The organism is Actinomadura sp. NPDC048032, from assembly GCF_040653175.1.
Taxonomy (GTDB): domain Bacteria; phylum Actinomycetota; class Actinomycetes; order Streptosporangiales; family Streptosporangiaceae; genus Spirillospora; species Spirillospora verrucosospora.
In genome coordinates, this window is record NZ_JBEZJP010000074.1 from 1 (window position 1) to 25,450 (window position 25,450).

The following is a 25,450-nucleotide window of genomic DNA, read 5'->3' on the forward strand; positions in this document are numbered from 1 at the left end:
AGGACCGGCTGACGCGCGGGAAGGCCCGGCACGTGGTGACCGCCTCGTCCGAGACCGGGAAGTTCGACGGCGTCGAGGGCGAGTACACGCGGATCGCCGTGGGCGAGCCGGTGGAGGGCTGGCTGCGGTACGCCGACGCCTACGAGGAGGGCGAGTCCTTCACCCCCTACGGGCTGACGATGTCGCGGGACACGCTGCTGCTGTACTTCACGTCGGGGACGACGGCGAAGCCGAAGCTGGTCGAGCACACCCACGCGTCCTACCCGGCCGGGCACCTGTCGACGATGTACTGGATCGGGCTGCGGCCAGGGGACGTCCACCTGAACATCTCGTCGCCGGGGTGGGCGAAGCACGCGTGGAGCAACATCTTCGCGCCGTGGGACGCCGAGGCGTGCGTGTTCATCTTCAACTACACCCGGTTCGACCCCGACCGGCTCCTCGACACCCTCGAACGCTGCGGCGTGACGAGCTTCTGCGCGCCGCCGACCGTGTGGCGGATGCTGATCCAGTCCGACCTCGGACGGCTCGGCCGGCCGCCGCGCGAGGTCGTCGCGGCCGGGGAGCCGCTGAACCCCGAGGTCATCGAGCGGGTGAAGCAGGCGTGGGGCCGGACGATCCGGGACGGCTTCGGGCAGACCGAGACGACCGTCCAGATCGCCAACACGCCCGGCCAGCCGGTCAAGCCCGGCTCGATGGGGCGCCCCGTGCCCGGCTACGAGGTGGTGCTGATCGACCCGCTGACCGGGGAGCCGGGCGACGAGGGCGAGATCTGCCTCGACCTGGAGGACCGCCCGCTCGGGCTGATGACCGGCTACCACGGCGACGAGGAGCGCACCGAGGAGGCGATGGCCGGCGGCTACTACCACACCGGCGACATCGGCTCCCGCGACGAGGACGGGTACATCACCTACGTCGGGCGCGCCGACGACGTGTTCAAGGCGTCCGACTACAAGATCTCGCCGTTCGAGCTGGAGAGCGTGCTGATCGAGCACGAGGCGGTGGCGGAGGCCGCGGTCGTGCCGTCGCCCGACCCGGTGCGGCTGGCCGTCCCGAAGGCCTACGTCACGCTCGTGAGCGGCTGGGCGCCGGACGCCGAGACCGCCAAGGCGATCTTCGCGCACTGCCGGGAGCAGCTGTCGCCCTACAAGCGGATCCGGCTGCTGGAGTTCGCCGAGCTGCCGAAGACGATCTCCGGGAAGATCCGCCGGGTCGAGCTGCGGGCCAGCGAGATCGACAAGCATCCCGGCCGGGACGACCGGCCGGCGGGCGAGTTCAGGGAGGAGGACCTGCGATGAGCCTCTCCTACGCGTCGGGCGTCTCGGCCACGCCGCTGCTCGGCGACACGATCGGCGCGAACCTGGACAGGACGGTCGCGGCGCACGCGGAGCGCGACGCGCTCGTCGAGCGGGCGTCCGGCCGCCGATGGACCTACGAGCAGTTCTCCGACGACGTGGAGGCGGTCGCGCTCGGCCTCCGCGACCTCGGCGTCGTCAAGGGCGACCGGGTCGGCGTCTGGGCGCCGAACTGCGCCGAGTGGATGCTCGTCCAGTACGCGACGGCCAAGCTCGGCGCGATCCTCGTCAACATCAACCCCGCCTACCGAGTGCACGAGCTGGAGTTCGTCCTCAACCAGGCCGGCGTCCGGACGCTGATCGCGGTGCCGGTGTTCAGGACGTCCGACTACGCGGCGATGATCGAGCAGGTCAGGCCCGGGTGCGCGGCCCTGCGCGACGTCGTGCTCATCGGCACGCCCGGGTGGGACGCGCTGATGGAGGCCGGCCGCACCGGCGAACCGGGCGTCCTCGACGAGATCGGGCGGATGCTCACCGCCGACGACCCGATCAACATCCAGTACACGTCCGGGACGACGGGGTTCCCCAAGGGCGCGACGCTGTCGCACCACAACATCCTGAACAACGGCTACTTCGTCGGCGAGCTGTGCGGCTACGACGAGGAGGACCGCGTCTGCGTGCCGGTGCCCTTCTACCACTGCTTCGGCATGGTCATGGGGAACCTGGCGGCGACGAGCCACGGCGCGTGCGTCGTGATCCCCGCGCCGGCGTTCGACCCGAAGGCGACGCTGGAGGCGGTCGCGGCGGAGCGCTGCACGTCGCTGTACGGGGTGCCGACGATGTTCATCGCCGTCCTGAACGAGCCGTCGCTCGCCGGGCTCGACCTGTCCGGCCTGCGCACCGGGATCATGGCCGGGTCGCCGTGCCCGGTCGAGGTGATGAAGCAGGTCATCGAGCGGCTCGGGATGAGCGAGGTCGCGATCTGCTACGGCATGACCGAGACGTCGCCGGTGTCCACGCAGACCCGCGCGGGCGACTCGCTGGAGCGCCGCGTGTCCACGGTCGGCACCGTCCTGCCGCACCTGGAGGTCAAGGTGGTCGACCCGGAGACGGGCGTGACCGTCCCGCGCGGCGTCCCCGGCGAGTTCTGCACGCGCGGCTACTCGGTGATGCTCGGCTACTGGGACGAGCCGGACAAGACGGCCGAGGCCGTCGACACGGCCCGCTGGATGCACACCGGCGACCTCGCGGTGATGGACGAGGAGGGCTACGTCACCATCACCGGCCGGATCAAGGACATGGTGATCCGGGGCGGGGAGAACATCTACCCGCGCGAGATCGAGGAGTTCCTCTACACCCACCCCGACATCGTCGACGCGCAGGTCATCGGCGTCCCGGACGAGAAGTACGGCGAGGAGCTGATGGCCTGGGTGCGGCTGCGCGAGGGCGTGCCGGGCCTGACCGCCGGGGAGCTGCGCGCGTTCTGCGAGGGCAGGCTCGCCCACTACAAGATCCCCCGCTACGTGCACGTGGTGGAGGAGTTCCCGATGACGGTCACCGGCAAGATCCGCAAGGTGCAGATGCGCGCGGAAGCCGTGGACATCCTCGGCCTTGAGGACACCGCCTCCCGGCACGCCTAGGCGCCGCGCCTCGCCGCACGACCAGGTTCGCCCGTTCCGCCACTTTCGTCGCGGGGGTCGCGCAGGGCATTCTCAAGGCATGGGCGATGACGTGGGGGCCGTCCGGTCGGCGGTGCTGACGCTGCAGCGCACGACCGGCCTGCCCATGGTGTTCGGGGGCGCCCTCGGCGGCCAGGACCGGCTGGTGATCACCGAGCTGGTCGGCAACAGGACCGAGTCGCTGAACGGCCTCGTCGTGCGGCAGGGCAACGGGCTCGGCGGCAAGGCGATGGCCATGGGACGTCCCGCGTGGGTCAGTAACTACCCGTGCTCGGCGTCGATCAGCCACGACTACGACCGGCCCGTCGGGCGCGAGGGGCTGCTGTCGATCGTCGCGGTCCCCATCGTCGTGCGGCGGCGCGTCCGCGGCGTCCTCTACGGCGCGCTGAGGGAGCCGCTCTCGCTGGCCGACCGCGTCGTGGGCGCGGCCGTGGAGGCGGCCCGCGACCTCGAACAGGACCTCGCCGTCCAGGACCGCGCGGACGAGGCGCTGGCGCGCACGCCGCCCGGCACGTCGGCGGCGCGCTGGGAGGAGGTCCGGGCCGTGCACGCGGAGCTGCGCGCCCTGGCCGAGCAGGTCCGCGACCTGCCCACCCGCGACCGCCTGCGGGAGGCGTCGCTCCGCCTGGCGGCGGCCGGGCTGGACGAGCCGGCCGGCCCGGCGCGCCCCGTCCTGTCCCCCCGCGAGCTGGACGTCCTGTCGTACGTCGCGATCGGCTGCACCAACGCCGAGGCCGCCGAGCGCCTCGGGCTGCTGCCGGAGACGGTGAAGAGCTACCTGCGGTCGGCGATGCGCAAGCTCGACAGTCACACCCGGCTGGAGGCCGTGACCGCCGCCCGCCGCGCCGGGCTGCTCCCCTGATCCTCGCGCCTCGCCGCCCGGCGCCCCGCGAACGAGGCGGCGGCCGCGGCGAGCGCAGTCCCGCCGAAGCCGAGCATCACGGCGGTGAACGCCGGGCCGTGGCCGCCAGGGAAGCCGAGGTACAGGGTCCCGAAGACGGCGACGCCGGCGACGCCCGCGAGCTGGAAGTTCATGTTGGCCAGGCCGCTCAGGTCGGCCGCGTACCGGTCCGGAACGTGCGCCGTCAGCCGTCCGAGATGCGGCGCGAACCCGAGGCCGAGGCCGAGCCCACCGAACCCGAGAAGAACGGCCAGCGCCGCCCCGTCCGGGCGGGTCAGCCCCGCCACCGCGTACGCCGACGCGAGCAGCAGGTACCCGGCGACTGGCGCGCGGGCGGCCACGCGGGCGGGGAGGCGCGGCACGAGCGCCCCCGCGATCCCGAACGCGGCGACCCAGGGCACGAGCGCCAGGCCGGAGAACAGGGCGCTGCGGCCCAGACCGTCCTGCAGGTACAGGGCGAGGACGAACATCATCGCGTAGAAGGTGCCGGTGGCCAGGCCGAGGGCGCCGAGCGTCCACGCCACCACCGGGCGGCCGAGCACGCCGAGGGCGAGCAGCGGGGACGCGGCGCGCCGCTGCCGCCTGACGAACAGGGCGGCCACCGGCACGCAGGCCGCGAGCGACGCCCACGTCCACGGCGGCCAGCCCGCCTCGCGCCCGAACAGCAGCGGGACGACCGCCAGCAGTGCCGCCGCGGACAGCAGGGCGGCCCCGGCCAGGTCGAGGCGCGCGCCGCGTCCGCCCGCGTCCGCCGGCAGCAGCCACGCGCCGACCGCGAGCAGCACGACCCCGGCCGGCACGTTGACCAGGAAGACCGGGCGCCAGCCGAGCCCGCCCACATCGGCCGAGACCAGCACGCCGCCGAGCACCTGGCCCGCGACCGCGCCGCCGGACAGCGCCACCGCGAGCAGCCCCTGCGCCCGCGCCCGCGCCGGGCCGGTGAAATGGAGCTGGATGCCCGAGAGGACCTGCGGGACCATCAGCGCCCCGGCCGCCCCCTGCGCCAGCCGCGCCGCGACCAGCACGCCGGTGGAGGGGGCCAGCCCGCACGCGAGCGAGGCCGCCGTGAACGCGCCGAGCCCGAGCAGGAACATCCGCCGGTGGCCGCGCGCCTGCCCGAGCCGCGCGCCGGTCACCAGCAGGACGGCGTACGCGAGCGTGTAGCCGGAGACGACCAGTCCGAGGGCGCCGCCGGAGGGCCGCAGATCCGCCCTGATGGACGGGCCCGCGACGTTCACGACCGCGGTGTCGACGTTGACCATGAACTGCCCGGCGAGCAGCACCGCGAGCATGAGCGCGGGCCGCCGGGGACCGGTGCGGGAGGTCCCGCTCGTCGAGGGCGGGGATGTCGAGGGCATGCGAGCACAACCCCGGCCGCCGCCACCGGGTTGCGGTGCGGCGGGCCGGCGGGGCCTTCACGGGGGTCCGGTGAACACCGCGGGGCCGCGCGGTCTTCGTCGGATCGGGCCCGGCGACGGGGTCAGCGGCGTGGGCGTCGTCCAGTACAGATCGGCCCCCGCGGCGCACTGCCTGGTAAAACGGTCACCGCACGCCGGCTGCGCCGGGCCGTGATCGCTCGGCCGTCCCGCCGCGTTTCCGGGCGGGGACGTCCGGCCCCCGATTCGCACTGACGACCGTAACACCTCCGCCGACACGATCGTCGCCGCCGGCCGCCGGGCCGCCGTCAGTGGCCCGACCTGCGGCGCAGCGCTGACGCCCGAAATCGGACCACTCAGGTGAGTCGATTGTGATCCCATAGCGGCCTCCTACCCGCCCAAAACCCCGATAGCGTGGGACTTGTGGAGGTTGAGGACTCAGGTTGGACATCCCGCCGCAAAGCACTCTGGCTGATGGGGGCGGCCGCGGGTCTCGCCGCGCTCGGCGCGGACGGCGCGCGTCCTCCGCACGGGTCGGGGGAGCCCGGGTGGGCCGTGCCCGCCCCCCGCGCGAGACCGGTCATCCATCCGACCCCGACGCCCACCCCGACGCCGACCCCGACCCCCCGGCCCGCACCGTGGACGCCCGCGAAGCTCACCGCGCTGGAGACCCCCGTCCGCGAGCTGTCGCAGCTGTCGCCCCCGCCGCCCGCCCAGTCGATCGCCCTCACCATCGACGACGGCCCGAGCCCCCTGTGGACGCCCCGCGTGCTCGACCTGCTGGCCGAGCACCGGATCCACGCGACGTTCTTCGTCATCGGCGAGCAGGTGAAGGAGTTCGCCAAGCTCACCCGCCGCATCGCCGACGCCGGCCACCAGATCTGCAACCACACCGAGACGCACCCGATCTACATCGCGAACATGTCGAAGAAGCGGGTCCGCAAGGAGATCGTCGAGGCGCACGACCGGATCGCCGACGTGACCGGCGTCGTGCCCCAGTTCTTCCGCTCCCCCGGCGGCGCGTGGACGAAGACGATCCTGGAGACGGTCGCCGAGCACGACATGCTGCCGATCGACTGGGCCGTCGACCCGCGCGACTGGGCCCGTCCCGGAGTGGGCCACATCCGCCGCACCCTCATGAAGGGCAAGGCCGGCAACATCATGCTGTGCCATGACGGGGGCGGCGACCGCTCCCAGACCCTCAAGGCCCTGGAGACCGTCATCCCGAAGATGAAGAAGCGCGGCCTGACCTTCGTGGCGCTCTGACCTTCGGTCTCCGGGTGTACTCAGGTACACCCCACGCTCGGGTTGCGGGCACACTGTGCTGCGAGGGCGCCGCCAGAAGACTGGACTCCAGACGGCAAGCGACCTGCGGAGGATCCGGTGAACGGTGGACTGGTGGAAGAGACACGGCTGCAACGGCATGTGAGGGCGCCCTGGCGGGGGCTGGCCCTCTGGCTGCTCGGCATCCCCGCGACGCTCGCCGGCCTGTGGTTCATCACGGTGGTCTCGATGATCACGAGTTTCGTCGGGGTGCTGCTGTTCCCGTCCTCGACGATGCTGCTCCGCGAGCGGCTCGACGCCTACCGGGTCCGCATCAACCGGTGGACCGAGGTCCGGATCGCGCGGCCGTACCTGCCCGAGCCGGAGCGCGAGCCCGGAGTCCACGGCATGTTCAAGCGGTTCGTCGCGCTGGTCGGCGACCCGGCCACCTGGCGCGACTACCTGTGGACCCTCACCGACCCGATCGTCTCGGTGTTCACCGCGGCGCTGCCCGGCCTGCTGATCCTGTACGGGGTGTGGGGGTACGTGCTCGCCGCCTTCGCCGGCGAGATGATCGGGCACTACGGCGGCAGCGACTGGTACGCCTACGTCCACGTCACCGAGGGGTACGGCCGCGACACCGGCCGGGTCCTGTCCACGGTGGCCGTCGCCACCGCGTGCATCGCCCTCGGCTACGCCATCGGCCCGAAGATGCTGAGCGCCTACGGGCACTGGGGCCGCGCCATCCTCGGCCCGACGCGCAAGTCGGAGCTGGCGCTGCGCGTCCAGCACCTCACCGAGACCCGGTCGGAGGCCGTGGACGCCTCCGCCGCCGAGCTGCGCCGCATCGAGCGCGACCTGCACGACGGCGCGCAGGCCCGGCTCGTGGCGATGGGGATGAGCCTCGGCGCGATCGAGCACCTGCTCGACCGGGACCCGGAGAAGGCCCGCATCCTGCTCGCCGAGACCCGCGCGTCCTCGGCCAAGGCGCTGCACGAGCTGCGCGACCTCGTCCGCGGCATCCACCCGCCGGTGCTCGCCGACCGCGGCGTCGCCGACGCGGTCCGGGCCCTCGCGCTCGACCACCCGCTGGACGTCGAGGTGTCCGCCGACCTGCCGGCGCGGCCCGAGCCGCCGGTCGAGTCCGCCGCCTACTTCGCGGTGTCGGAGATCCTCACCAACGCGGCCAAGCACTCCGGCGCCTCCCGCGTCTGGATCGACATGCGGCACGAGAACGGCATGCTGCGGATCACCGTCACCGACGACGGCCGCGGCGGCGCGACCCTGGAGGGCGGCTCCGGGCTGCGCGGGATCGAGCGGCGGATCGGTACATTCGACGGCGTCCTCGCCCTCAGCTCGCCCGTGGGCGGCCCGACGATCGTGACCATGGAGCTGCCGTGCGCGTTGTCCTCGCCGAAGATCTCGCCCTCCTGAGGGAGGGCCTCGTCAGCCTCCTGGAGTCGCACGACTTCGAGATCGCGGCGGCCGTCGACAACGGCCCGTCCCTGCTGAAGGCACTGCTCGACCACCGCCCGGACGTGGCGGTGGTCGACGTGCGCCTGCCCCCGTCCTTCACCGACGAGGGCCTCCAGGCGGCGCTGGAGGCGCGGCGGCAGATCCCGGGGCTGCCCGTCCTCGTGCTGTCGCAGTACGTCGAGCAGCTCTACGCCCGCGAGCTGCTCGCCGACGGCACCGGCGCGATCGGCTACCTGCTCAAGGACCGGGTGTTCGACGCGGCGCAGTTCGTCGACGCGGTCCGCCGGGTCGCCGCGGGCGGCACCGCCATGGACCCCGAGGTCATCTCCCGGCTCGTGGCCCGGGGAACCCGCGACACCCCGCTCCGCCGCCTCACCCCCCGCGAGACCGAGGTCCTGGAGCTGATGGCGCAGGGACGCTCCAACGCGGCGATCGCGGAGCGGCTCGTCGTCACCGAGCGCGCGGTGACCAAGCACACCGCGAACATCTTCGCCAAGCTCGACCTGCCCGTGACCGGCGACGACAACCGCCGCGTGCTCGCCGTCCTGGCCTACCTCAACCGCTGAGCCGCCCGCCGCCGGGCGCGGCGGTGGCGTAGTCTGCCCCGCGAGCAGGCCCGGGGAGGGCGCGATGACCGTGATTCTCGTTCTGCTGTGCCTGGCGATCGCCGGGCGGGAGCTGTGGCTGGCGTTCGAGCGCGGGCGGACGCCGGGCGCGCCCGAGATCGCCGACATCCGCACGCAGCTGCGCGACGCCGACGCCCGGATCAGGTCGCTGGTCGCCCAGATCAACGACCGGCTGGTGCCGGACGTGAGCGGCCGGCTGAAGGAGCAGCGGGAGGCCGCCGAGGAGCAGCGCGCGGCCGTGGAGCGGCTGGCCGCCGAGATGGCCGAGCTGCGCGGGCACCTCGCCCGGCGCCTCGACCAGGCCGCCGCCGCGTCCCTCGGCGCCGACCCCGCCGACCTGGTCACCGGGTCCCTCGCCGTCGCGCCGGCCGAGGCGCGCCCGGCGTCGTCCGGTCCCTTCGAGCGGTTCGCCGAGCACCACGGGCTGCGCGTCGAGCTGACCGACGGGGACCGCTACTACCTGTCCGGACGCAGCCCGCGCGGCCTGGAACGCGACTTCATCGATCTCGTGGCGGCGCTGCGCGAGCACCGCGTGGACTCCGCCGACCCGGCGCGGGCCCTGCTGGGCGCGCTGCGCGACGCCGACCGGGGCGGGGCGCGGATCGGGCCGCTCCTCATGGCCCGGACGCCGGAGTCGCTGGTGTGCGGCGTGCTGCCGCTCGCCGAGCTGCGCCGCCCCGACGCCGCCGGCCTGCTCGACGACCCGGACGCCGCCGCCCGGCGCCTCCACCGCCTCCCCGAAGGCCGGTTCTGCGACGTGTCCGCCTGGCCCGCGCTCAACGCCTGACCGCCGCCGCGCGGCCGCTACCGCAGGGGAGCCTTCCAGGGGAACTCGGGCGCGCGGCGTTCGAGGAACGCGGCGATGCCCTCCTCGACCTCCCCGCTCGCGGCGACCTCGGCGAGCCACCGCCGCGCCTTCTCCTCGACCGGGCCCGCGGCGACGATGGCGTCCACGATGTCCTTGGTCGCCCGCTGCGTGAGCAGGGAACGGGACGCGAGCGTCTCGGTGAACGCGGCGACGCGGTCGTGCAGGCCGCCCGCGGGGACCACCTCGTCCAGCAGCCCGATGCGCAGCGCGTGCTCGGCGCCGACCAGGTCGGCGGAGAAGAGCAGGTACTTCGCCGCCGACGGCCCCACCAGCCCGACCAGCCGCGCCGTCGCGGCGGCCGGGTAGACGATGCCGAGCCGGGCCGGCGTGATCCCGAAGCGCGCGTCGTCCGCCGCGAACCGCAGGTCGCAGGCGGCCGCGAGCTGGCAGCCGCCGCCCACGCAGTACCCCTCGATCGCGGCGAGCGTCGGCTTGCCGAACGCGGCCAGCGCCCGCTCGGCGACCGTCGACAGGTGCGAGTCGTCGTCGCGGTGGATGTCGTCCAGCTCGGAGATGTCGGCGCCCGCGCAGAAGTTGCCGCCCGCCCCCGTCAGCACCACGACCCGGACGTCCGGGTCGGCGGCGAAACCGTCCAGGATGCCGGGCAGCGCCCGCCACATGTCCGCCGACATGGCGTTCCGCTTGGCCGGCCGGTCGATCGTGATCGTCCCGACGCCTCCGGCCGCCTCGAACCGCAGCCCCTCGCCCATCGTCCTCCCTCGCCCCGCGCAGCGCGGCTCATCGTATTCGCCCAGGACCCGGCGCCCGCCGCGGGAGGGCCGTCGGGCCGTCGGAACCTGGAGGCCCGTCCGGTAGTCATAACCATCGTCAGCATGAGCACCGGGGCCGCGACGGGGGGACGCCGCGGCGCCGGACGGACGCAGGGGGACCTCCGCGTGAAAGCCGCCACCGAAATCGGGGAATGCGAAAACGCCCTCGATTGCTGTACTGTCGAGGCAACGTCCTTGGATTCACACGACTCACGTCGAGGACGTCTCTTCCCCGCCCGGGCCATCTGAGCGCCCGGTGAGTTTCGGTCCGGCGCGCACACGGCGTGCGGGGCCACCGCACAAGGGAGCCGACGTCAGCCCGGTGGACCGAGCTGCATCCTTCGCATTCCTCTCGCGTACGCGCCGCGGGTTCCGCCGCCGTACGCGGACTTCGACTCCGGGCGGCGCCGCCCGCCGCGCGCCCGCCTGAGAAGGGACTTGTATGTCCGCCCCCACACTCGAATCAGAACCCGCGGCAGGCCGCAAGGCCCCCGCACGCGGCGCGCACGCCGTGTCCGCGCAGAGCGCCCGCAAGGACGGCCGGCAGCCGCGGCGCCCGGCCGACGACGGCCCGACCGTCCCCTTCCACGGCCTGCTGTCCCTCCAGGACAAGCACGCGTTCGTCCGCACGTCCGGCTACCTCGCCGGCCCGGAGGACGTGCACGTCTCCCTCGCCCAGGTCAGGGCCCACCACCTGCGTCCCGGCGACGTGGTCGCCGGTTTCGCCAAGGCGCCCAAGCAGGGCCGGGGCGACTCCCCCACCCTCGTCCGCGTCGAGACGGTGAACGGCCTCCCGGTCGCGGAGGCGGCGAACCGGCCCGAGTTCGGCGCCCTCACCCCGCTGTTCCCCGAGGAGCGGCTGCGCCTCGACACCGGCCCCCTCGCGACCCGCGTCATCGACCTGGTCGCGCCGATCGGCAAGGGGCAGCGCGGGCTCATCGTGTCGCCGCCGAAGGTCGGCAAGACGATGGTGCTGCAGTCCGTCGCGAACGCCATCGCGGAGAACAACCCCGAGGTCCACCTCATGGTCGTGCTCATCGACGAGCGGCCCGAGGAGGTCACCGACCTGCAGCGGACCGTGCGCGGCGAGGTGATCCACTCGACCTTCGACCGTCCCGCGCGCGACCACACCGCGCTCGCCGAGCTCGCCGTGGAGCGGGCCAAGCGCCTCGTCGAGCAGGGCCACGACGTCGTGATGCTGCTCGACTCGATCACCCGGCTCGGCCGCGCCTACAACCTCGCGGCGCCCTCCAGCAGCCGCATCCTCGCCGGCGGCGTCGCGACGACCGCGATCTACCCGCCGAAGAAGTTCTTCGGCGCCGCCCGCAACATCGAGAACGGCGGCTCGCTCACCATCCTCGCCACCGCCCTGGTAGAGACGGGGTCCCGCATGGACGACGTCTTCTTCGAGGAGTACAAGGGCACCGGCAACATGGAGCTGAAGCTCGACCGGGGCCTCGCCGACCGCCGCGTGTTCCCCGCCGTCGACATCGAGGCGTCCGGGACGCGCCGCGACGAGCTGCTCATGTCCCCCGAGGAGCTCGCCCTCTCCTGGCGCCTGCGCCGCGCCCTCCAGGGCCTGGACAAGCAGTCGGCCATCGAGCAGCTCCTGGAGAAGATGAAGGGCACCTCCTCCAACGCCGAGTTCCTCCTGCGCCTCCAGCACACGACCTGACCGGCCCCGCGATCCGGCCGGGGCTCAGCCGCCGCTCTCCGGCCTGAACGAACTGAGGATCCTGTCGTAGAGGCGCTGGCCCGGCGTCCACTCCGGGTCGGGCGCGTGGAAGCAGAACTCGTACCCGGCCGCGCGACCGCACAACACGTGCCGGACGGCGTCGTGCACGCCGTCCCGCCAGGTGAACTCCCATTCGGCGGCGCCGTCGATGACCTCGGGCACCGGTTCCAGCCGCAGCCGCTGGTAGCCGGGATAGCGGTGCCCCGCCACGGCGCCGCGCTCCTCGGAGCGCAGCCCTGTCAGCGGGTCGCCGGGCGCCGGGGCGATGCGCAGCCCCCGTCCCGTGCCGACGTCCTTCCAGGTCATCACGCTGCCGCGCCGCTCCGCCTGCCAGCCCGCGGGCACCCGCACCGAATAGGCGCCCGCCTCGTGATACTTCGCCGTCTTCACCGACACGCCCGCCGCCGGGCGCAGCGCGACCGCGTCGCCCTTGCCGATCGACGTCCACCGGGCCGTCCAGGTCCCCGCCCCGGCCGCGAGCGCCGCGAGCAGCGCCACGCTGACGACCGTCCCGGGCCGCGGCCGCCGCGACGGCAGCGCCGGGACCCGCCACCCCGCCTGCCGCGAACCGCACGGCGGCTTGCCGGACGGGTCGCCCGGCGGCCTCCCGCCGCGCAGCGTCCACGGGACCCGCGGCCCGCGCGGGACCGGCGCCCTCGGCGCGTCCCGCGACACCCAGGCGCCGCTGAGCGCCCACGGCACCCGGCGCCCCAGAACGGTGCGGTGCGCGGAGAAACGGCGGGGATGCGGCACCGGCGCCCGGGTGAAACCGGGTTCCGGAACCGTTCCGATGACCCTTTGCAGCATTTCCGCGGTGGCCTCGGCCGTCAATCTGTCCTCCGGCCGCTGCCGCAGCAGTCCTTCGATCACCGAACCCAGCGGACCGGCCCGGACGGGGCGCGCATAGTCGCCCAGGAGAACCGCCACCATCGACGCGAGCGCATGGCAGCGCAGGAAAGGCGAAAAGCCCTCGACCGCCGTGTAGAGCGTCGCGCCGAGCGACCACAGGTCGGACGCCTCCACGCTCGGCAGGCCGTTCACCCGCTCCGGCGGGAGGTACGCGGGAGAGCCCTCGATCCCGGCGAGCAGGGTGTCGGCCGGCTGCGGGCCCTTGCCGGTGTGGACGGCGAGGCCGAAGTCGCTGAGCAGGACCCTTCCGTCGTCGCACAGCAGGACGTTGCTGGGCTTGACGTCGCGGTGCAGGATGCCCGCCGAGTGCGACGCGCGGAGCACCGACAGGACGGCCGCGCCGATCTCCGCCGTCCGCCGCACGCCGAGCGGGCCGTCCTCCGTGACCAGCCTGTGCAGGGAGCACGACTCCAGGAACTCCATGACGATCCAGGGGCGGCCGTCCTCGATGATGAGGTCGTGCACGGCGACCACGCCGGGATGGCGCAGGGCGGCGGTCGCGCGGGCCTCGGAGAACAGGCGCCTGCACATCACCCTGCGCTCGCTCTCGGTGATGCGCGGCGGGAGGTGGACCTCCTTGACCGCGACGTCCCGGTCGAGCATCTCGTCGTACGCCCGCCAGACGGTGCCCATGCCGCCTCTGCCGACGACAGAGAGCAGGCGATACCGGCGCGCGAGCGGTATCAGCCGATCCCCACTCATGGGGCGGTTATTCGCCGGAACGCGCCCAAGGCACGCTCCCTCGGCATCAATTGATTCTTGACTGGCGTTCGCCGGGGAAAGCGCGGCCGCGCGTGGTATAACCCACACACGGTGGCTTTACCAAGACTCTACGCGAGCACGCTCTTGGCCCACTTGTAATCGGACTTCCCGACGGCGGTTCGCTGTACCTCGTCGACCAGGGTCATCTGCCGCGGAAGCTTGTAACCCGCGAGACGTTCGCGGCAGTACTCGGTCAGATCCTCAAGGGTCACCGTCGCGCCGGGACGCGGGGCGACGACGGCGGCGACGCGCTGCCCGAACCGCTCGTCCGGCAGGCCCACGACGACCGCGTCCTCCACGGCCGGGTGGTCCTTGAGCGCGACCTCGACCTCCTCCGGGTACACCTTCTCCCCGCCCGTGTTGATCACGAGAGAGCCGCGGCCGAGCAGCGTGATCGTCCCGTCCTCCTCCAGGCTCGCGAAGTCGCCGGGGACCGACCAGCGCGTCCCGTCCGCGGCGGTGAAGAAGGTCGACGCCGTCTTCGCGGGGTCGTTGTAGTAGCCGAGCGGGATGTGGCCGCTCCGGGCCAGCCTGCCGATCTCACCGGGCCGCACGACGTTCAGGTCGTCGTCGAGGACGGTGATGCCGGGCTTCATCATGAACCGGGCCGTCCCCTCCTTGGCCCCCACGGACGGGCCGCAGGCGCCGGTCTCCGACGCGCCGTAGTTGTCGAGGAACATGATGTTCGGCAGGTGCTCCAGCAGGGCGGCCTTCGCCCCCTCGGTCAGCGGCGCGCCGCCGGACGCGATCGCCATCAGCGAGGACGTGTCGTGGTCGCCGGAGGCGAGCGCCTTCGCGACCGGGCGCGCCATGACGTCGCCGACCAGCATCATCACGTTCGCCTGCTCCTCGGCGAGCAGCCTCAGGGCCCGGTCGGCGTCGAACGCGTGGTCGGTGTAAAGGACGACCTTGGCGCCGCTGAACAGACCCATGAACGCGACCCACTGGCCCGCGCCGTGCATGACGGGCGCGCAGTCGAGCACGGCCATGGCGGGCTGGTCGGCGTTGGCGGCCAGCTCCTCGGGGCTGCCGATGGGGTCGCCGAGGACGTTCCCGCCGCCGAGCGCGCCGAAGAAGATGTCCTCGCAGCGCCACTCGACGCCCTTCGGATAGCCCGTCGTCCCGCCCGTGTACATGATGTAGCGGTCGTCGCTGGAGCGCTCGGGGAAGTCGTCGTCCGGGGCGGCGCCCGCGAGCGCCTTCTCGTACTCGACCGCGCCGGGGATCTCGGCCGCGGAGCCGTCCTCCAGCACGACGACGTGCCGCAGCGCCGGCAGCTCGCCGCGGATCTCCTCCACCCTCGCCAGCAGCGAACGCTCCCCGACGAGCGCCACCGAGTCGGAGTCGGCGAGGACGTGGCGCAGCTCGGCGGCGACGTAGCGGAAGTTCACCGGGATCGGCACGGCGCGGATCTTGAACGCGCCGAGCATCGCCTCGATCCACTCGGCCCGGTTGTAGGCGAGGATCGCCACGTGCTCGCCCGGCCGCACCCCGGCCTCGGCGAGATGGTGCCCCACGCGGCTCGCCCGCTCGCTGAGCTGCCGGTACGTCCGCCGCTCGGCGCCCGCCACCAGGGCGGGGCGGTCCGGCCCCGCCGCGGCCAGGATCTCGAGCAGGTCGGCCAGGTTGTAGCTTCGCGCCATGCCACGTCCTCGCGTTTCGGGGTGGGGGACTGCCCCCGATCCTCCATGCGGACCGGCGCCGACTCAATCCTTGTCGACATCCAGTCCAATGAGATGAGTCACATCTCACGTGCCTGATCCGGCCACGCTCAAGGTTCTTACACGGCTCTTATCTGGGTACCGGCATGCTTGGTCGTAACGATTGAATATCAGACGGGGGTAGTGGTGAGCGCAGGTGCGATGGCGTGGACCCCTCCGACGTGGGAGGAGATCGTCAGCGAGCACTCGACCCGGGTGTTCCGGCTGGCGTACCGGCTGACGGGCAACCGCCACGACGCCGAGGACCTCACCCAGGACGTCTTCATCCGGGTCTTCCGCTCCCTGTCCTCCTACAGTCCCGGCACGTTCGAGGGCTGGCTGCACCGGATCACGACGAACCTGTTCCTCGACCGCGCCCGCCGCAAGCAGCGCATCCGGTTCGACTCCCTCGGCGACGACGCCGCCGAGCGCCTGCAGGGCCGCGAGCCGGGCCCCGCGCAGGCCTACGACGAGCGTCACCTCGACCACGACATCCAGAAGGCGCTGGACGGCCTCGCCCCGGAGTACCGCGCCGCCGTCGTCCTGTGCGACATCGAGGGCCTGTCGTACGAGGAGATCGCCGCGTCGCTGAACGTCAAGCTCGGCACCGTCCGATCCCGCATCCACCGGGGCCGCGCACAGCTGCGCGCCGCGCTGGAGCACCGCCGTCCCGCCGAGTGCGCAGTGACGAGCATCACTAGTGACCGCTGAGTAACTTCCGGCCTACCCTTCGCCCGTGGACAACGCGCGGGTGAACATCGCTTTCGAGCGCCGCGGCGAGGGGCCGCCCCTCGTCCTGCTGCACGGCATCGGCCACCGCCGCCAGGGGTGGGCCCCCGTCATGGACCTGCTCGCCGCCGAACGCGAGGTCGTCGCGGTCGACCTGCCCGGGTTCGGCGACTCGCCGCCGCTGCCCGACGGCGCCCCCTACACGCTGGACACGGCCGTCTCCGCGCTCGCGGACGCCTTCGCCGCCCTCGGACTGGACCGCCCGCACATCGCGGGCAACTCCCTCGGCGGCCTGTTCGCCCTCGAAGCCGCCGACCGCGGCCTCGCCAGCTCGGCGACCGCGCTGTCCCCCGCCGGCTTCTTCAACAACCTGGAGTTCCGCTACGGCATGTCGGTGCTGCGCGCGTCGCGGCTCGGCGCCCGCGTCCCCGAGACGTTCCTCACCCGGCTGGCCCGCTCACCGCGCCGCCGCACGCTCATGTTCGGCATGATCTACGGCCGTCCCGACCTGATGGACGTCGAGACCCTCGCGGGGGACGCCCGCGCCATGCGTGACGCCCCGGGCTTCGAGCCCACCCTCCGCGCGGGCCGCACCACCCGGTTCCTCGGCTCCTGCGCCGACGTCCCCGTGACCATCGCCTGGGGCACGAAGGACCGCCTGCTCCTGCGCAGCCAGGCCATCCGCGCTCAGCGCCGCCTCCCCGACGCCCGCTTCGTCTGGCTGGAGGGCTGCGGCCACGTCCCCATGGCCGACGACCCCGCCCTCGTGGCGAAGGTCCTGCTGGAAGGCAGCGCGCACCCGCTCCGCGGCGCCCGTCCCGAGGCCGCCGCGTCCTAGGCCGTTCTCCGAAGGCGGATCTGGAGTGATCGGTCGTCCCCGGTTCATGCCTCGCGCCGGCATCCGGTGAGGAGGGTGGCGACCATGCGCCTGGCGTCGGCCTGGCCGTAGTCGGGGCCGGTGATGCAGAGGTTGCCGATGGCGCGCATGAGCGTGTAGGCGGAGACGTCGGGGCCGAGTTCGCCGGCGGCGGCGCATGCATCGAGCAACGTCGCGCACGCCGGGACCAGGGTGTCGAGCATCAGGGCGTGGAGGTTCTCCAGCCCTGGATCCCCCGACCCCAGAGCGGCTCCGAGACCGTGCTTGGTCACGAGGAACTCGACGAACGCGTCTACCCAGCGGGTCAGGGCGGTGAACGGGGAGGCCGACTCCTCCAGGAGCCGGGGGGCGAGTGCGGTGGCCGTGTCGATCTGGTGCCGGTAGACGGCGGTGACGAGATCCGCCCGGGTCGGGAAGTTCCGGTAGATCGTGCCGACGCCGACGCCGGCGCGTTCGGCGATGTCGCGGACGGGCGCCTGGACGCCCTGTTCCACGAAGACCGCCGCCGCGGCCGCCAGCACGCCGCTGCGGGTGCGCTGCGCCTGTGCTCGGCGCACTCCGACCGGTTCCGGCACGGGACCCTCCTTTTGCTCGCGGAACAATGTTCCGCTACTTTGGCGGAACAGCGCTCCGCCAAAGTATGGCAGAGCGATCCATGGAGAAAGCGCAGGTCTCCCATGTCCCATCGTCAGCTCGGCCAGCGGATCGTCTCCGTCAAGCCCATCACCGTCCCCGCGCCCGGCCGCGGCGTCGACCTGCAGGTGAAGGTCACCGCCCCGATGTCGGGCCGGAACCTGCCGGTCATCGTGTTCTCCCACGGCAACGCATGGTCCCTGGACGCGTACGAGCCCCTCGTCGACCGGTGGGCTGCGGCCGGGTTCCTCGTGGTGCAGCCCACCCACCTTGACTCCCGCCGCAACGCCATCGGTTGGGACGACCCGCGCTTCGCCACGATCTGGCGCGCCCGGATCTCCGACCTTCACGCGATCCTCGACTGCCTCGGCGACATCCTCGCCCAGGCCGGCGGCCTGGAGGCCCGCGTCGACCGCGAGCGCATCGCGGTCGTCGGCCACTCCTGGGGCGCCCAGACCACCGGCGCGATCCTCGGCGCGCGCGTGCTCGACGCCGACGGCGTTCCCGGAGAGGACTTCTCCCACCCCGCGGTCTCGGCCGGCGCGCTGATCGCCGCGACCGGGACCGGCGACTCGCTCACCCCGTTCGCCGCCGAACACCTTCCGTTCATGAGGCCGGACTACTCCACCATGACCGCCCCGGCCCTGGTCGTCGCGGGCGGCGAGGACCGGTCACGGCTCTCCACCCGGGGGCCGGAGTGGTTCACCGACGCCTACCGCCTCAGCCCGTCCCCGAAGAGCCTGCTCGTCGTCGCCGAGGGCGAGCACACCCTGGGCGGCGTCGCCGGCGAGGCGGTCGCCGAGACCACCGACGAGAACCCCGCCCGCGTCGCCCTCGTCGCCGATGCGATCTCCGCCTACCTCCTCGACGCCCTCAAGGTCGACGACACCGCGTGGACCGCCTTCGGCGACGCCGCCGCGGCCGGCGAAGGCGCGTGGAGCGTCTCCAGCAAGTGAGCCCGGCCGGACTGCTCCGTCGCGCTTTCGGGAAGACGGCCTCTACGGCTTCAGGCGGTCGGTCAGGTAGGTGAGGATCTCGTCTCGGGCCTGGAGCGTGGGGTGGCCGTCCTCGTCCACGAGATGCGCGGTGACGACGCTGTGGGGGGTCGCGACCACGTCGCGGAAGAACGGCGGCGGCTCGGTGTTCGCGACGCCGCCCGGGAGCACGCGTCCGTCGAAGGCGTCGCCGAGCAGAGCCCGGTAGGCGGCGAACCTCTGACCTGTGCACCACCGGTCGTCGTCGAAGCGGTAGGCGAGGACGGTCAGGCCGTCGCGCGCGACGCGCTCCTTGAGCGCGCGGGCGTCGTCGTCGCCGAGTTCCAGGCCGGCGGGGTCGTCCAGCGGCAGTGACGGGTGGTTGACGACCGGCGCTATGACGGCCGGTTCCAGCGCCATGGTGAGGGCGAAGTTCCCGGTGAAGCAGAGCCCGATCGCGCCGACCCCCGGCCCGCCGCACTCGGCGTGGGCCCGGCGGGCGAGCCCGCGCAGCCACGCCGTGACGGGGCTGGTGCCGCCCCCGGCGAACGCCCGGAACTCGGCGCTCACGCAGGCCCGGCGGACGACCCGCTCGCCGTCCTCGACCGTGGGGTAGGCGCCGTCGCGGCCGAAGAGCGACGGCACGTGGACGGTGAAGCCCGCGTCCCGCACCCACCGCGCCAGCCGCAGGACGTCCGGACTGATGCCGGGCATCTCAGGCATCAGCACGACGGCCGGGCCGGTGCCCGCGACGTAGACCGTCTTCGCCACCCCGTCCACGTCCACCTGCCGCCGCGAGAAGTCGGCGATCGCATCGTCAAGGTGCCCGCCGGCACCGGCCACGACGCCGCCGGCTTTCGCGGCCTGGTCGACGGCGGGGCTCTGGTCGGCGCCCGTGCTCTCGTCGGCGCCGGGGGTGTTCTCGGCACTCGTCGGTTCCTCGGTGTTCATGGGGACAGCGTGGCCGGGCGGCACGCCTTGCCGGGAGAGGCCGGATCGCCATGTGCGGGGGTAATCTCGCCATCGCGGGTGACGGCGGGAGGCGGGCATGGGCGCGTTGCGGGTGGGGGTGCTGGCCTATCCGGGCTGCTTCGCTTCGGAGGTGTTCGGCGTGCCCGACCTGCTGACGATGGCCGGGCACGTCGCCGGTCCGGATCGCGCCGGCTACGACGTGGCGGTGGTCTCGCCGCGCCGCCGCGTCGTCGCCTCGGGAGGCGTGGCGCTGGCCGCCTCCCCGCTCCGGGAGGTCGACGTCCTCGTCGTGCCGGGGTTCGAGCTGCGTCCGGGCCTCGACGTGGACGCGAAGCTCGCCGGGCTGGCCCCGGAGATCGCGGCCGTCCGCTCGCACGCCGCCGCGGGAGGCGCGGTGGTCTCGATCTGCGTCGGCGCGTTCCTGCTCGCCGCGGCGGGGCTGCTCGACCGGCGCCGGGCCACGACGGCGTGGCTGTTCGCGGACGAGCTGGCCCGGCGCTGCCCCGGCGCCGACGTCCGGCCCGACCTCCTGGTCGTCACCGACGCGGGGGTGACGACCACGGCGGCGTTCAGCGCCATGTACGACTTCGCCCTGGAACTGGTGCGCCGGCACAGCGGCGCCGGCGTGGCGCGGGCGACCGCGCGGATGGCGCTCGTGGACGACGCGCGCTCGTCCCAGGCCCCCTACGTCGACGCCCGTCTCCTCCCGCGTCCCGGACACGAGTTCTCCCGCCGGGTCATGCGGCACCTCGACCAGAGCCTCGCCGCCCGGTACGACCTCGCCGCGCTGGCGGACGCGTTCAACGTCAGCACCCGGACCCTGCTGCGGCGCTTCGCCGACGAGACGGGCCAGAGCCCGCTGGAGTACCTCCAGTCGGCCCGCGTCCGGCGCGCCTGCCACCTCCTGGAGACCACGGACCGGACGGTCGCCGCCGTCGCCGCCGCGGTCGGGTACCGCGACGCCGGGACCTTCGCGGCCCTCTTCGCCCGGCACACCGGGCGGCGCCCGAAGGACTACCGCGCGACCTTCCGGCGTCCCGCCCGCTGAGGGCCCGCACGCGAAAAGGCCGGGGCCCGCGCACCTGAGTGCGCGGACCCCGGCCTCATGCCGGCTCGACTCAGCCGGTCACCGGGAGGTCGCCGGGAACCGGGGTCGGGGCGGGGGCCTCACCGGGCGGGGCCGAAGGCGGCGTGGGCTGGCCCGGCTGCGACGGCTGGGACGGCTGACCGGGCTGGCTCGGCTGCCCCGGCTGGCCCGGCCGGCTCTTGCCGCAGCTCGCGGACGCGATGCTGATCGTCTGCGTCTTGCCCGCCAGGGTCGCCGACACCTCGATCGCGGTGACCGTGAGGTTCCCGTCGTGCCCGCGGACCTGCTTGTTCAGCGTGACCGTGACGTTGCCGAGGCCCTTCAGGTCGGTGGTGACGGTGGTGTTGGGCGTCGCGCCGAGCTTCAGCGCCCGGGTGCCGAGCGTCGCGCCCACCACGTGGGAGACTCCGGTGCCGTTCTCGCACTTGGCGGAGACGGCGTGCGCGGACAGGCCGAGCTTGGCGACCCGCAGGTCGGCGACGGACGCGCGGCCGTGCCCGGCCCAGGCGGAGCCGTTCAGCAGCCGCGCCTGGACGAGCGGGTTGGCGGGCAGCTCCGCCACGCTCTTGCTGGTGGGCCGCTGCGCCGAGGACGCCACCGAGGACGTCGGCGGGACGACGACGGAGCCGGTGGCGGAGATGGCGACCGCCGAGCCGGCGCCGCCGGGGGTGGCGGAGGCGGGGGCGGCGGACAGGGCGAACGGCAGGGCCAGCGCGCCGGCGACGGCCGCGCACTTGGTGAGTGCCTGCAAACGCACGGTTCTCTCCTCAGGGGGTTCGTGTTCTTGGGGGATGGGGTGGGGTTCGGGCCGCCCGGCCGTGCGGCCGGGTGGATCGCGGGATCGTCAGTCCGTGATCTGGACGGGCGTGCCGAGCGGGACCTGGGCGAGCTGCTTCAGCGCGTCGGCGGGCACCCGCACGCAGCCGTGCGTGACGGCCTTGCCGAAGACCGACTTCGTCGGCCAGCCGTGGAACGCGACCGTCCCGGGGCCGCCGCCGAAGGTGTCGAGGGTGGCCGAGTGCGCCCCGACGGGCAGGATCAGCGGGCTGTAGGTGGGCTTATCGGGGGCGAGCGAGGCGAGCATGAACGTCCGGCCGGTGGGCGTCGGCGTCTTCGGCGCGCCGACCGCCACGGGCCAGCTGCCGACCTGGCGGCCGCCCCGGAACAGGGTCAGCTTCCTGTCGCCGAGGTCCACCTTGACGGCGCTGGAGCTGCGCGCGGCCTTCAGGCCGGAGTCGGGGATCCAGCCGGTCACGCCGTTCGGGCGGCTCGGCAGCAGCACCCGCCGCCACCCCGGGCGGCTCTCCAGAACGGGCACCCAGGTGGGGCCCTTGAGCTGGGTGCTCGGCAGTTCCGCCACGGCGGGCGCGCCCGGCTTCGCCGACACGGGGACGGCGTTGTCCGGATGCACCACGGTCCCGTCGCTCTTGCCGGACGGGGCCGCGTCCAGGGGCAGGTCGTCCAGCGTCGTGTACGTGGTGGCCTCGGGCAGCTTCTCCAGGCCGCCGGCGGGGGAGGCGCCGGCGGACGCCCCCTTGTGGCCGCCCCCGCAGCCGGTCACGAGCAGGGCCGTCACCAGCAGGGCCGGTGCCGCCGTCCGGGCCGTCCGCCCGGCGGCGCGCGGTGGTTCGTCGCTCACGAAAAACTCCAAGTGATCCCGCCGGAGAGGGGCTCCGGCACGCCTCTGTGCCCGCTCTCTACGCGCGAGGGCACGGGAAGGTTGCACGGTGTGGGGAAGGAATCGCGGTCCGTGCTCCGCGGGCCCTCGCCGATCCGTGCGGCCGGCCGGGAACAAGCGGGGATTGACAGCTGTTTGAACCCTCAACTAACCTTCGACGTGTTCGTTGAAGATTCAAGCATTTGACCAGGGAGACCCCATGAGCATCGCCGCCGTCGCCCCCGAGCTGACCGTCGGAACCTGGAACATCGACCCCGCCCACTCGGAGGTCACGTTCGTGATCCGGCACCTGATGACCAAGGTGCGCGGAACGTTCACCGACTTCACCGGGTCCGTGCAGATCGCCGAGGAGCTGTCGGAGTCCACCGCCACCGCGGAGATCAAGGTCGCCTCGATCGACACCCGCAACGCCGACCGGGACGCCCACGTGCGGACCTCGGACGTCCTGGACGTGGAGAACCACCCGGTCATGACCTTCACGACCAAGGGCGTCCGCGCGCAGGACGGCGAGTACCTCCTGGACGGCGAGCTGACGATCAAGGACGTCACCCGCCCGATCACCCTCACGGTCGAGTACAACGGCGTCGGCGAGGACCCGTGGGGCGGCACCCGCGCCGGCTTCTCCGCCGCCACCACGATCAACCGCAAGGACTGGGGCATCGAGTTCAACGTGCCGCTGAAGGGCGACAAGGCCCTGCTCGGCGACAAGGTCGACATCCAGCTGGAGGTCCAGGCCGTCCGCGCCTGAGCTCTCCCGCCACTGCCGAAAGGGCCGCCCACCGGGCGGCCCTTTCGCTATTCCAGGGGCAGGCGCAGGGCGAACCGGGCGCCGGACGGGTGGTCCTCGATCCGCAGCGTCCCGCCGTGCGCCCGGGCGATCTCGCGGGCGATCGCGAGGCCGAGGCCGGCGCCGCCCGCCCCGCGGCTGCGCGCGGTGTCCAGGCGGGTGAAGCGCTCGAACACGCGCTCCCGGTCGGCGGGCGCGATGCCGGCGCCGTCGTCGGTGACGACGAGCAGCGCCCGCCCGTCCCGCCTGCCCACCTCCACCGTCACGCGCGACCCGGCGTAGCGCTCGGCGTTGTCGAGAAGGTTGCCGAGCAGCCGGACGAGCTGCATCCGCACCCCGCGCACCACGACGCCGGGGGACAGCTCGGTGACGATCTTCAGCTCTGACGGGCGGCGGCCGACCTCGGCGCCGGCGAGCGCGGCCAGGTCGATCGGCTCCTGCGCCGCGGTCCCGCCGGTGCCGATGCGGGCGAGCAGGAGGAGGTCGGTGACGATCGACTCCAGCCGGTCGGTGTCGCGCAGCGCCGACGCGATGACGCCCCGCAGGTCGTTGTCCTCCGGGTGCATGGAGGCGTCCTCCAGGTTGGCCCGGAGCCCGGCGATCGGGGTGCGCAGCTCGTGCGAGGCGTCGGAGGCGAACTGCCGCTGCCGCGCGACGGCCCGCTCCAGCCGGTCCAGCGTCTCGTTGGCGGTCCGGGCGAGCTGGGCGATCTCGTCCTGGCCCGGCGGCTGCGGCACCCGGCGGCTGAGGTCGGTGGCGCTGATCTCCGCGAGCTGCGCCCGGATCGCCTCGACGGGGCCGAGCGTGCGCCCGACGACGCGCCAGGTGATCCCCGCGGCGACCGCTGCCAGCAGCAGCACGCCCGAGCCGAGCATCCCCTCCAGCAGACCGTTCACGAGGTAGGACGGCTGCCGCGCGGCCGCGTACACGACGACGGAGTCGGGCGCGGTGCTCACGCGGATGGCCTCGGCCACGAAGCATTCGCGGTGCGGCCACCGTCCGCGGCACTCGCTGAAGTCCTGGACCCGCATGTTGCTCGGCGGCCAGAATCTGCTCACCGGCGGCCTGTCCGTTGCGGCGGGTGTGGCGTTCGTCACCCGCCCGCCGGGCTCGACGACCTGGATCAGCACGCGGCCGCGGGAGCCGTCGCGGATCGCGCCCTCCAGCGTCCCGTCGCGCACGCCGCCGCTGACGCGCCGGGCGTCCACCTGCGTCCGGCGCAGCAGTTCCGCCTTGACGGTGCTGCGCACGGCGACGTCCACGCCGATCGCGGTGACGCCCAGCACCAGTGCGGCGATCACGGCGGCGACGAGCGTGTCCCTGGCCCGGATGGACCGGGGGCGCATGCGCATGGGTCCTCCACGACCGACGTACCGGCTTCCCGGCAGGACGACACACGCTACCGGCCGGTCACGAAACGGGGAGCCCGAAACTGCACGCCGTGTTTTCACCTTCGCTTACTGGGACATCCCGTTTTATGACGATTCCCTCCGGAGTACAGGGACGGACACACATGGGCAGGGACGTGGCTTCGGTCGCCATCAGCGGCGAGGACCGGCGGCGGTATCGCGACAAGGTGCGCAGGTGCCTCGACGTACTGGCCCGGATGCTGGGCGAATCCCAGTTCGACTTCGAGCGCCCGCACATAGGCCTGGAGATCGAGCTCAACCTGATCGACTCGCTCGGCGACCCGCTGATGCGCAACGCGGACGTGCTCAAGGCGATCGCGGACCCGGCGTGGGCGACCGAGCTGGGCCAGTTCAACCTTGAGATCAACATCCCGCCCCGCGAGCTCGGCGGCGAGGGCACCGGAGCCCTGGAGACGGAGGTCCGCGACCATCTCGCGCACGCCGACGACCGCGCCCGCGAGGTCGGCGGCCGGCTCGTGATGATCGGCATCCTGCCGACCCTGCGGCGCACCGACATCGGCGAGGAGACCCTGTCGGCCAACGCGCGCTACAAGATGCTGAACGACCAGATCTTCGCCGCCCGCGGGGAGGAGATGCGCATCGCCATCGACGGCCCCGAGCCGCTGCGCATGCACACCGACACGATCATCCCCGAGGCCGCCTGCACCAGCGTCCAGTTCCACCTCCAGGTCAGTCCCGACGAGTTCGGCGCCTACTGGAACGCGGCCCAGGCCATCGCCGGCGCCCAGGTCGCGATGGGCGCCAACTCGCCGTTCCTGTTCGGGCACCGGCTCTGGCACGAGACCCGCATCACCCTGTTCGAGCAGGCCACCGACACCCGCCCCGACGAGCTGAAGAGCCAGGGCGTCCGCCCCCGCGTCTGGTTCGGCGAACGCTGGATCACCTCCGTGTTCGACCTCTTCGAGGAGAACACCCGGTACTTCCCG

General features: G+C 73.3%; 21 protein-coding genes and 2 pseudogenes. 14 read left to right on the plus strand and 9 right to left on the minus strand.

Annotation, left to right across the window (positions count from 1 at the left end):
• The 3 genes from AB0C69_RS13100 to AB0C69_RS13110 all read left to right on the plus strand — a co-directional run.
• A partial coding sequence (locus AB0C69_RS13100; protein ID WP_360353149.1) for an AMP-binding protein occupies nucleotides 1–1,295 on the plus strand: 1,295 nt, incomplete at its 5' end.
• Nucleotides 1,292–2,932 carry an AMP-binding protein gene (locus AB0C69_RS13105; RefSeq protein WP_360353151.1) on the plus strand — a complete coding sequence of 547 codons (1,641 nt, stop codon included), beginning with the start codon at nucleotides 1,292–1,294 and terminating at the stop codon, nucleotides 2,930–2,932. The genes AB0C69_RS13100 and AB0C69_RS13105, both read left to right, overlap by 4 nt.
• A 79-nt stretch (nucleotides 2,933–3,011) precedes the next feature.
• A complete protein-coding gene (locus tag AB0C69_RS13110) occupies nucleotides 3,012–3,833 on the plus strand; it encodes a LuxR C-terminal-related transcriptional regulator (protein ID WP_345180363.1) in 822 nt (273 codons plus the stop codon).
• On the opposite strand, the gene AB0C69_RS13115 is transcribed toward AB0C69_RS13110, so the two are convergent.
• Complete coding sequence (locus AB0C69_RS13115) at nucleotides 3,779–5,230, minus strand: MFS transporter (RefSeq protein WP_360353153.1); 1,452 nt, start codon at nucleotides 5,228–5,230, stop codon at nucleotides 3,779–3,781. The genes AB0C69_RS13110 and AB0C69_RS13115 overlap by 55 nt on opposite strands.
• Nucleotides 5,231–5,722: 492 nt before the next feature.
• Between AB0C69_RS13115 and AB0C69_RS13120 the strand changes: the two genes are divergently transcribed.
• From AB0C69_RS13120 to AB0C69_RS13135, 4 genes are all read left to right on the plus strand, one after another.
• Nucleotides 5,723–6,514 carry a polysaccharide deacetylase family protein gene (locus AB0C69_RS13120; protein WP_360353155.1) on the plus strand — a complete coding sequence of 264 codons (792 nt, stop codon included), beginning with the start codon at nucleotides 5,723–5,725 and terminating at the stop codon, nucleotides 6,512–6,514.
• Nucleotides 6,515–6,646: 132 nt separating this feature from the next.
• A complete protein-coding gene (locus AB0C69_RS13125) occupies nucleotides 6,647–7,945 on the plus strand; it encodes a histidine kinase (protein ID WP_360353157.1) in 1,299 nt (432 codons plus the stop codon).
• The gene (locus tag AB0C69_RS13130; RefSeq protein ID WP_360353159.1) at nucleotides 7,909–8,553 is read left to right on the plus strand and encodes a response regulator transcription factor; all 645 of its coding nucleotides are present in this window, start codon (nucleotides 7,909–7,911) and stop codon (nucleotides 8,551–8,553) included. Before AB0C69_RS13125 ends, AB0C69_RS13130 begins: the two co-directional genes overlap by 37 nt.
• A gap of 64 nt (nucleotides 8,554–8,617) precedes the next feature.
• On the plus strand, nucleotides 8,618–9,400 hold the full coding sequence (locus AB0C69_RS13135) for a hypothetical protein (RefSeq protein ID WP_345180376.1): 783 nt from the start codon (nucleotides 8,618–8,620) through the stop codon (nucleotides 9,398–9,400).
• Nucleotides 9,401–9,417: 17 nt separating this feature from the next.
• Here the strand turns inward: AB0C69_RS13135 and AB0C69_RS13140 are convergent, their stop codons facing one another.
• Nucleotides 9,418–10,191: an enoyl-CoA hydratase-related protein gene (locus AB0C69_RS13140; protein ID WP_360353162.1), complete on the minus strand. Its 774-nt coding sequence runs from the start codon at nucleotides 10,189–10,191 to the stop codon at nucleotides 9,418–9,420.
• 637 nt (nucleotides 10,192–10,828) lie between these two features.
• Here AB0C69_RS13140 and rho point away from each other — a divergent pair.
• Nucleotides 10,829–11,926, plus strand: a pseudogene (gene rho / locus AB0C69_RS13145) (transcription termination factor Rho); the annotation flags it as partial.
• A gap of 24 nt (nucleotides 11,927–11,950) precedes the next feature.
• Here the strand turns inward: rho and AB0C69_RS13150 are convergent.
• Together AB0C69_RS13150 and AB0C69_RS13155 are read right to left on the minus strand one after the other, a co-directional pair.
• Nucleotides 11,951–13,597: a serine/threonine-protein kinase gene (locus AB0C69_RS13150; RefSeq protein WP_345180378.1), complete on the minus strand. Its 1,647-nt coding sequence runs from the start codon at nucleotides 13,595–13,597 to the stop codon at nucleotides 11,951–11,953.
• A 128-nt stretch (nucleotides 13,598–13,725) separates the two neighbouring features.
• Complete coding sequence (locus AB0C69_RS13155) at nucleotides 13,726–15,300, minus strand: acyl-CoA synthetase (RefSeq protein ID WP_360353164.1); 1,575 nt, start codon at nucleotides 15,298–15,300, stop codon at nucleotides 13,726–13,728.
• Between the two features lie 219 nt (nucleotides 15,301–15,519).
• Between AB0C69_RS13155 and sigE the strand changes: the two genes are divergently transcribed.
• Entirely contained in the window at nucleotides 15,520–16,068 is a 549-nt protein-coding gene (sigE, locus tag AB0C69_RS13160; protein WP_345180381.1) for an RNA polymerase sigma factor SigE, read from the plus strand.
• A 25-nt stretch (nucleotides 16,069–16,093) separates the two neighbouring features.
• Entirely contained in the window at nucleotides 16,094–16,924 is an 831-nt protein-coding gene (locus tag AB0C69_RS13165; protein ID WP_345180383.1) for an alpha/beta fold hydrolase, read from the plus strand.
• 44 nt (nucleotides 16,925–16,968) lie between these two features.
• Here AB0C69_RS13165 and AB0C69_RS13170 read toward each other — a convergent pair whose 3' ends face one another.
• Nucleotides 16,969–17,538: a TetR/AcrR family transcriptional regulator gene (locus AB0C69_RS13170; RefSeq protein WP_360353167.1), complete on the minus strand. Its 570-nt coding sequence runs from the start codon at nucleotides 17,536–17,538 to the stop codon at nucleotides 16,969–16,971.
• 102 nt (nucleotides 17,539–17,640) lie between these two features.
• On the opposite strand from AB0C69_RS13170, the gene AB0C69_RS13175 reads away from it, so the two are divergent.
• The gene (locus AB0C69_RS13175; RefSeq protein ID WP_360353169.1) at nucleotides 17,641–18,552 is read left to right on the plus strand and encodes a chlorophyllase; all 912 of its coding nucleotides are present in this window, start codon (nucleotides 17,641–17,643) and stop codon (nucleotides 18,550–18,552) included.
• 42 nt (nucleotides 18,553–18,594) lie between these two features.
• Here AB0C69_RS13175 and AB0C69_RS13180 read toward each other — a convergent pair whose 3' ends face one another.
• Complete coding sequence (locus AB0C69_RS13180; RefSeq protein ID WP_360353171.1) at nucleotides 18,595–19,521, minus strand: dienelactone hydrolase family protein; 927 nt, start codon at nucleotides 19,519–19,521, stop codon at nucleotides 18,595–18,597.
• Nucleotides 19,522–19,618: 97 nt separating this feature from the next.
• Between AB0C69_RS13180 and AB0C69_RS13185 the strand changes: the two genes are divergently transcribed.
• Nucleotides 19,619–20,590, plus strand: coding sequence for a helix-turn-helix domain-containing protein (locus AB0C69_RS13185; RefSeq protein ID WP_360353173.1), 972 nt, complete (start codon nucleotides 19,619–19,621; stop codon nucleotides 20,588–20,590).
• Between the two features lie 70 nt (nucleotides 20,591–20,660).
• Here AB0C69_RS13185 and AB0C69_RS13190 read toward each other — a convergent pair whose 3' ends face one another.
• Nucleotides 20,661–21,386, minus strand: a complete 726-nt coding sequence (locus AB0C69_RS13190) for a hypothetical protein (protein ID WP_360353175.1) — start codon at nucleotides 21,384–21,386, stop codon at nucleotides 20,661–20,663.
• Nucleotides 21,387–21,473: 87 nt separating this feature from the next.
• Complete coding sequence (locus AB0C69_RS13195; RefSeq protein WP_360353177.1) at nucleotides 21,474–22,268, minus strand: L,D-transpeptidase; 795 nt, start codon at nucleotides 22,266–22,268, stop codon at nucleotides 21,474–21,476.
• Nucleotides 22,269–22,506: 238 nt separating this feature from the next.
• Between AB0C69_RS13195 and AB0C69_RS13200 the strand changes: the two genes are divergently transcribed.
• Nucleotides 22,507–23,055, plus strand: a complete 549-nt coding sequence (locus tag AB0C69_RS13200; RefSeq protein ID WP_345180399.1) for a YceI family protein — start codon at nucleotides 22,507–22,509, stop codon at nucleotides 23,053–23,055.
• A gap of 47 nt (nucleotides 23,056–23,102) precedes the next feature.
• Here the strand turns inward: AB0C69_RS13200 and AB0C69_RS13205 are convergent, their stop codons facing one another.
• Nucleotides 23,103–24,446 (minus strand): ATP-binding protein, encoded by a 1,344-nt coding sequence (locus tag AB0C69_RS13205; RefSeq protein ID WP_345180401.1) that lies wholly within the window; start codon nucleotides 24,444–24,446, stop codon nucleotides 23,103–23,105.
• A 161-nt stretch (nucleotides 24,447–24,607) separates the two neighbouring features.
• On the opposite strand from AB0C69_RS13205, the pseudogene AB0C69_RS13210 reads away from it, so the two are divergent.
• A pseudogene (locus AB0C69_RS13210) lies at nucleotides 24,608–25,450 on the plus strand (glutamate--cysteine ligase); the annotation flags it as partial.

What these genes read in the sequence shown, in the direction of transcription:
- AB0C69_RS13140 (WP_360353162.1), bottom strand. Translation starts at nt 10,191, where the DNA reads ATGGGCGAGGGGCTGCGGTTCGAGGCGGCCGGAGGCGTCGGGACGATC.
- AB0C69_RS13185 (WP_360353173.1), top strand. Translation starts at nt 19,619, where the DNA reads ATGGGCGCGTTGCGGGTGGGGGTGCTGGCCTATCCGGGCTGCTTCGCT.
- AB0C69_RS13175 (WP_360353169.1), top strand. Translation starts at nt 17,641, where the DNA reads ATGTCCCATCGTCAGCTCGGCCAGCGGATCGTCTCCGTCAAGCCCATC.
- AB0C69_RS13120 (WP_360353155.1), top strand. Translation starts at nt 5,723, where the DNA reads ATGGGGGCGGCCGCGGGTCTCGCCGCGCTCGGCGCGGACGGCGCGCGT.
- AB0C69_RS13105 (WP_360353151.1), top strand. Translation starts at nt 1,292, where the DNA reads ATGAGCCTCTCCTACGCGTCGGGCGTCTCGGCCACGCCGCTGCTCGGC.
- AB0C69_RS13150 (WP_345180378.1), bottom strand. Translation starts at nt 13,597, where the DNA reads ATGAGTGGGGATCGGCTGATACCGCTCGCGCGCCGGTATCGCCTGCTC.
- AB0C69_RS13115 (WP_360353153.1), bottom strand. Translation starts at nt 5,230, where the DNA reads ATGCCCTCGACATCCCCGCCCTCGACGAGCGGGACCTCCCGCACCGGT.
- AB0C69_RS13155 (WP_360353164.1), bottom strand. Translation starts at nt 15,300, where the DNA reads ATGGCGCGAAGCTACAACCTGGCCGACCTGCTCGAGATCCTGGCCGCG.
- AB0C69_RS13135 (WP_345180376.1), top strand. Translation starts at nt 8,618, where the DNA reads ATGACCGTGATTCTCGTTCTGCTGTGCCTGGCGATCGCCGGGCGGGAG.
- AB0C69_RS13205 (WP_345180401.1), bottom strand. Translation starts at nt 24,446, where the DNA reads ATGCGCATGCGCCCCCGGTCCATCCGGGCCAGGGACACGCTCGTCGCC.
- sigE (WP_345180381.1), top strand. Translation starts at nt 15,520, where the DNA reads ATGGCGTGGACCCCTCCGACGTGGGAGGAGATCGTCAGCGAGCACTCG.
- AB0C69_RS13110 (WP_345180363.1), top strand. Translation starts at nt 3,012, where the DNA reads ATGGGCGATGACGTGGGGGCCGTCCGGTCGGCGGTGCTGACGCTGCAG.
- AB0C69_RS13180 (WP_360353171.1), bottom strand. Translation starts at nt 19,521, where the DNA reads ATGAACACCGAGGAACCGACGAGTGCCGAGAACACCCCCGGCGCCGAC.
- AB0C69_RS13200 (WP_345180399.1), top strand. Translation starts at nt 22,507, where the DNA reads ATGAGCATCGCCGCCGTCGCCCCCGAGCTGACCGTCGGAACCTGGAAC.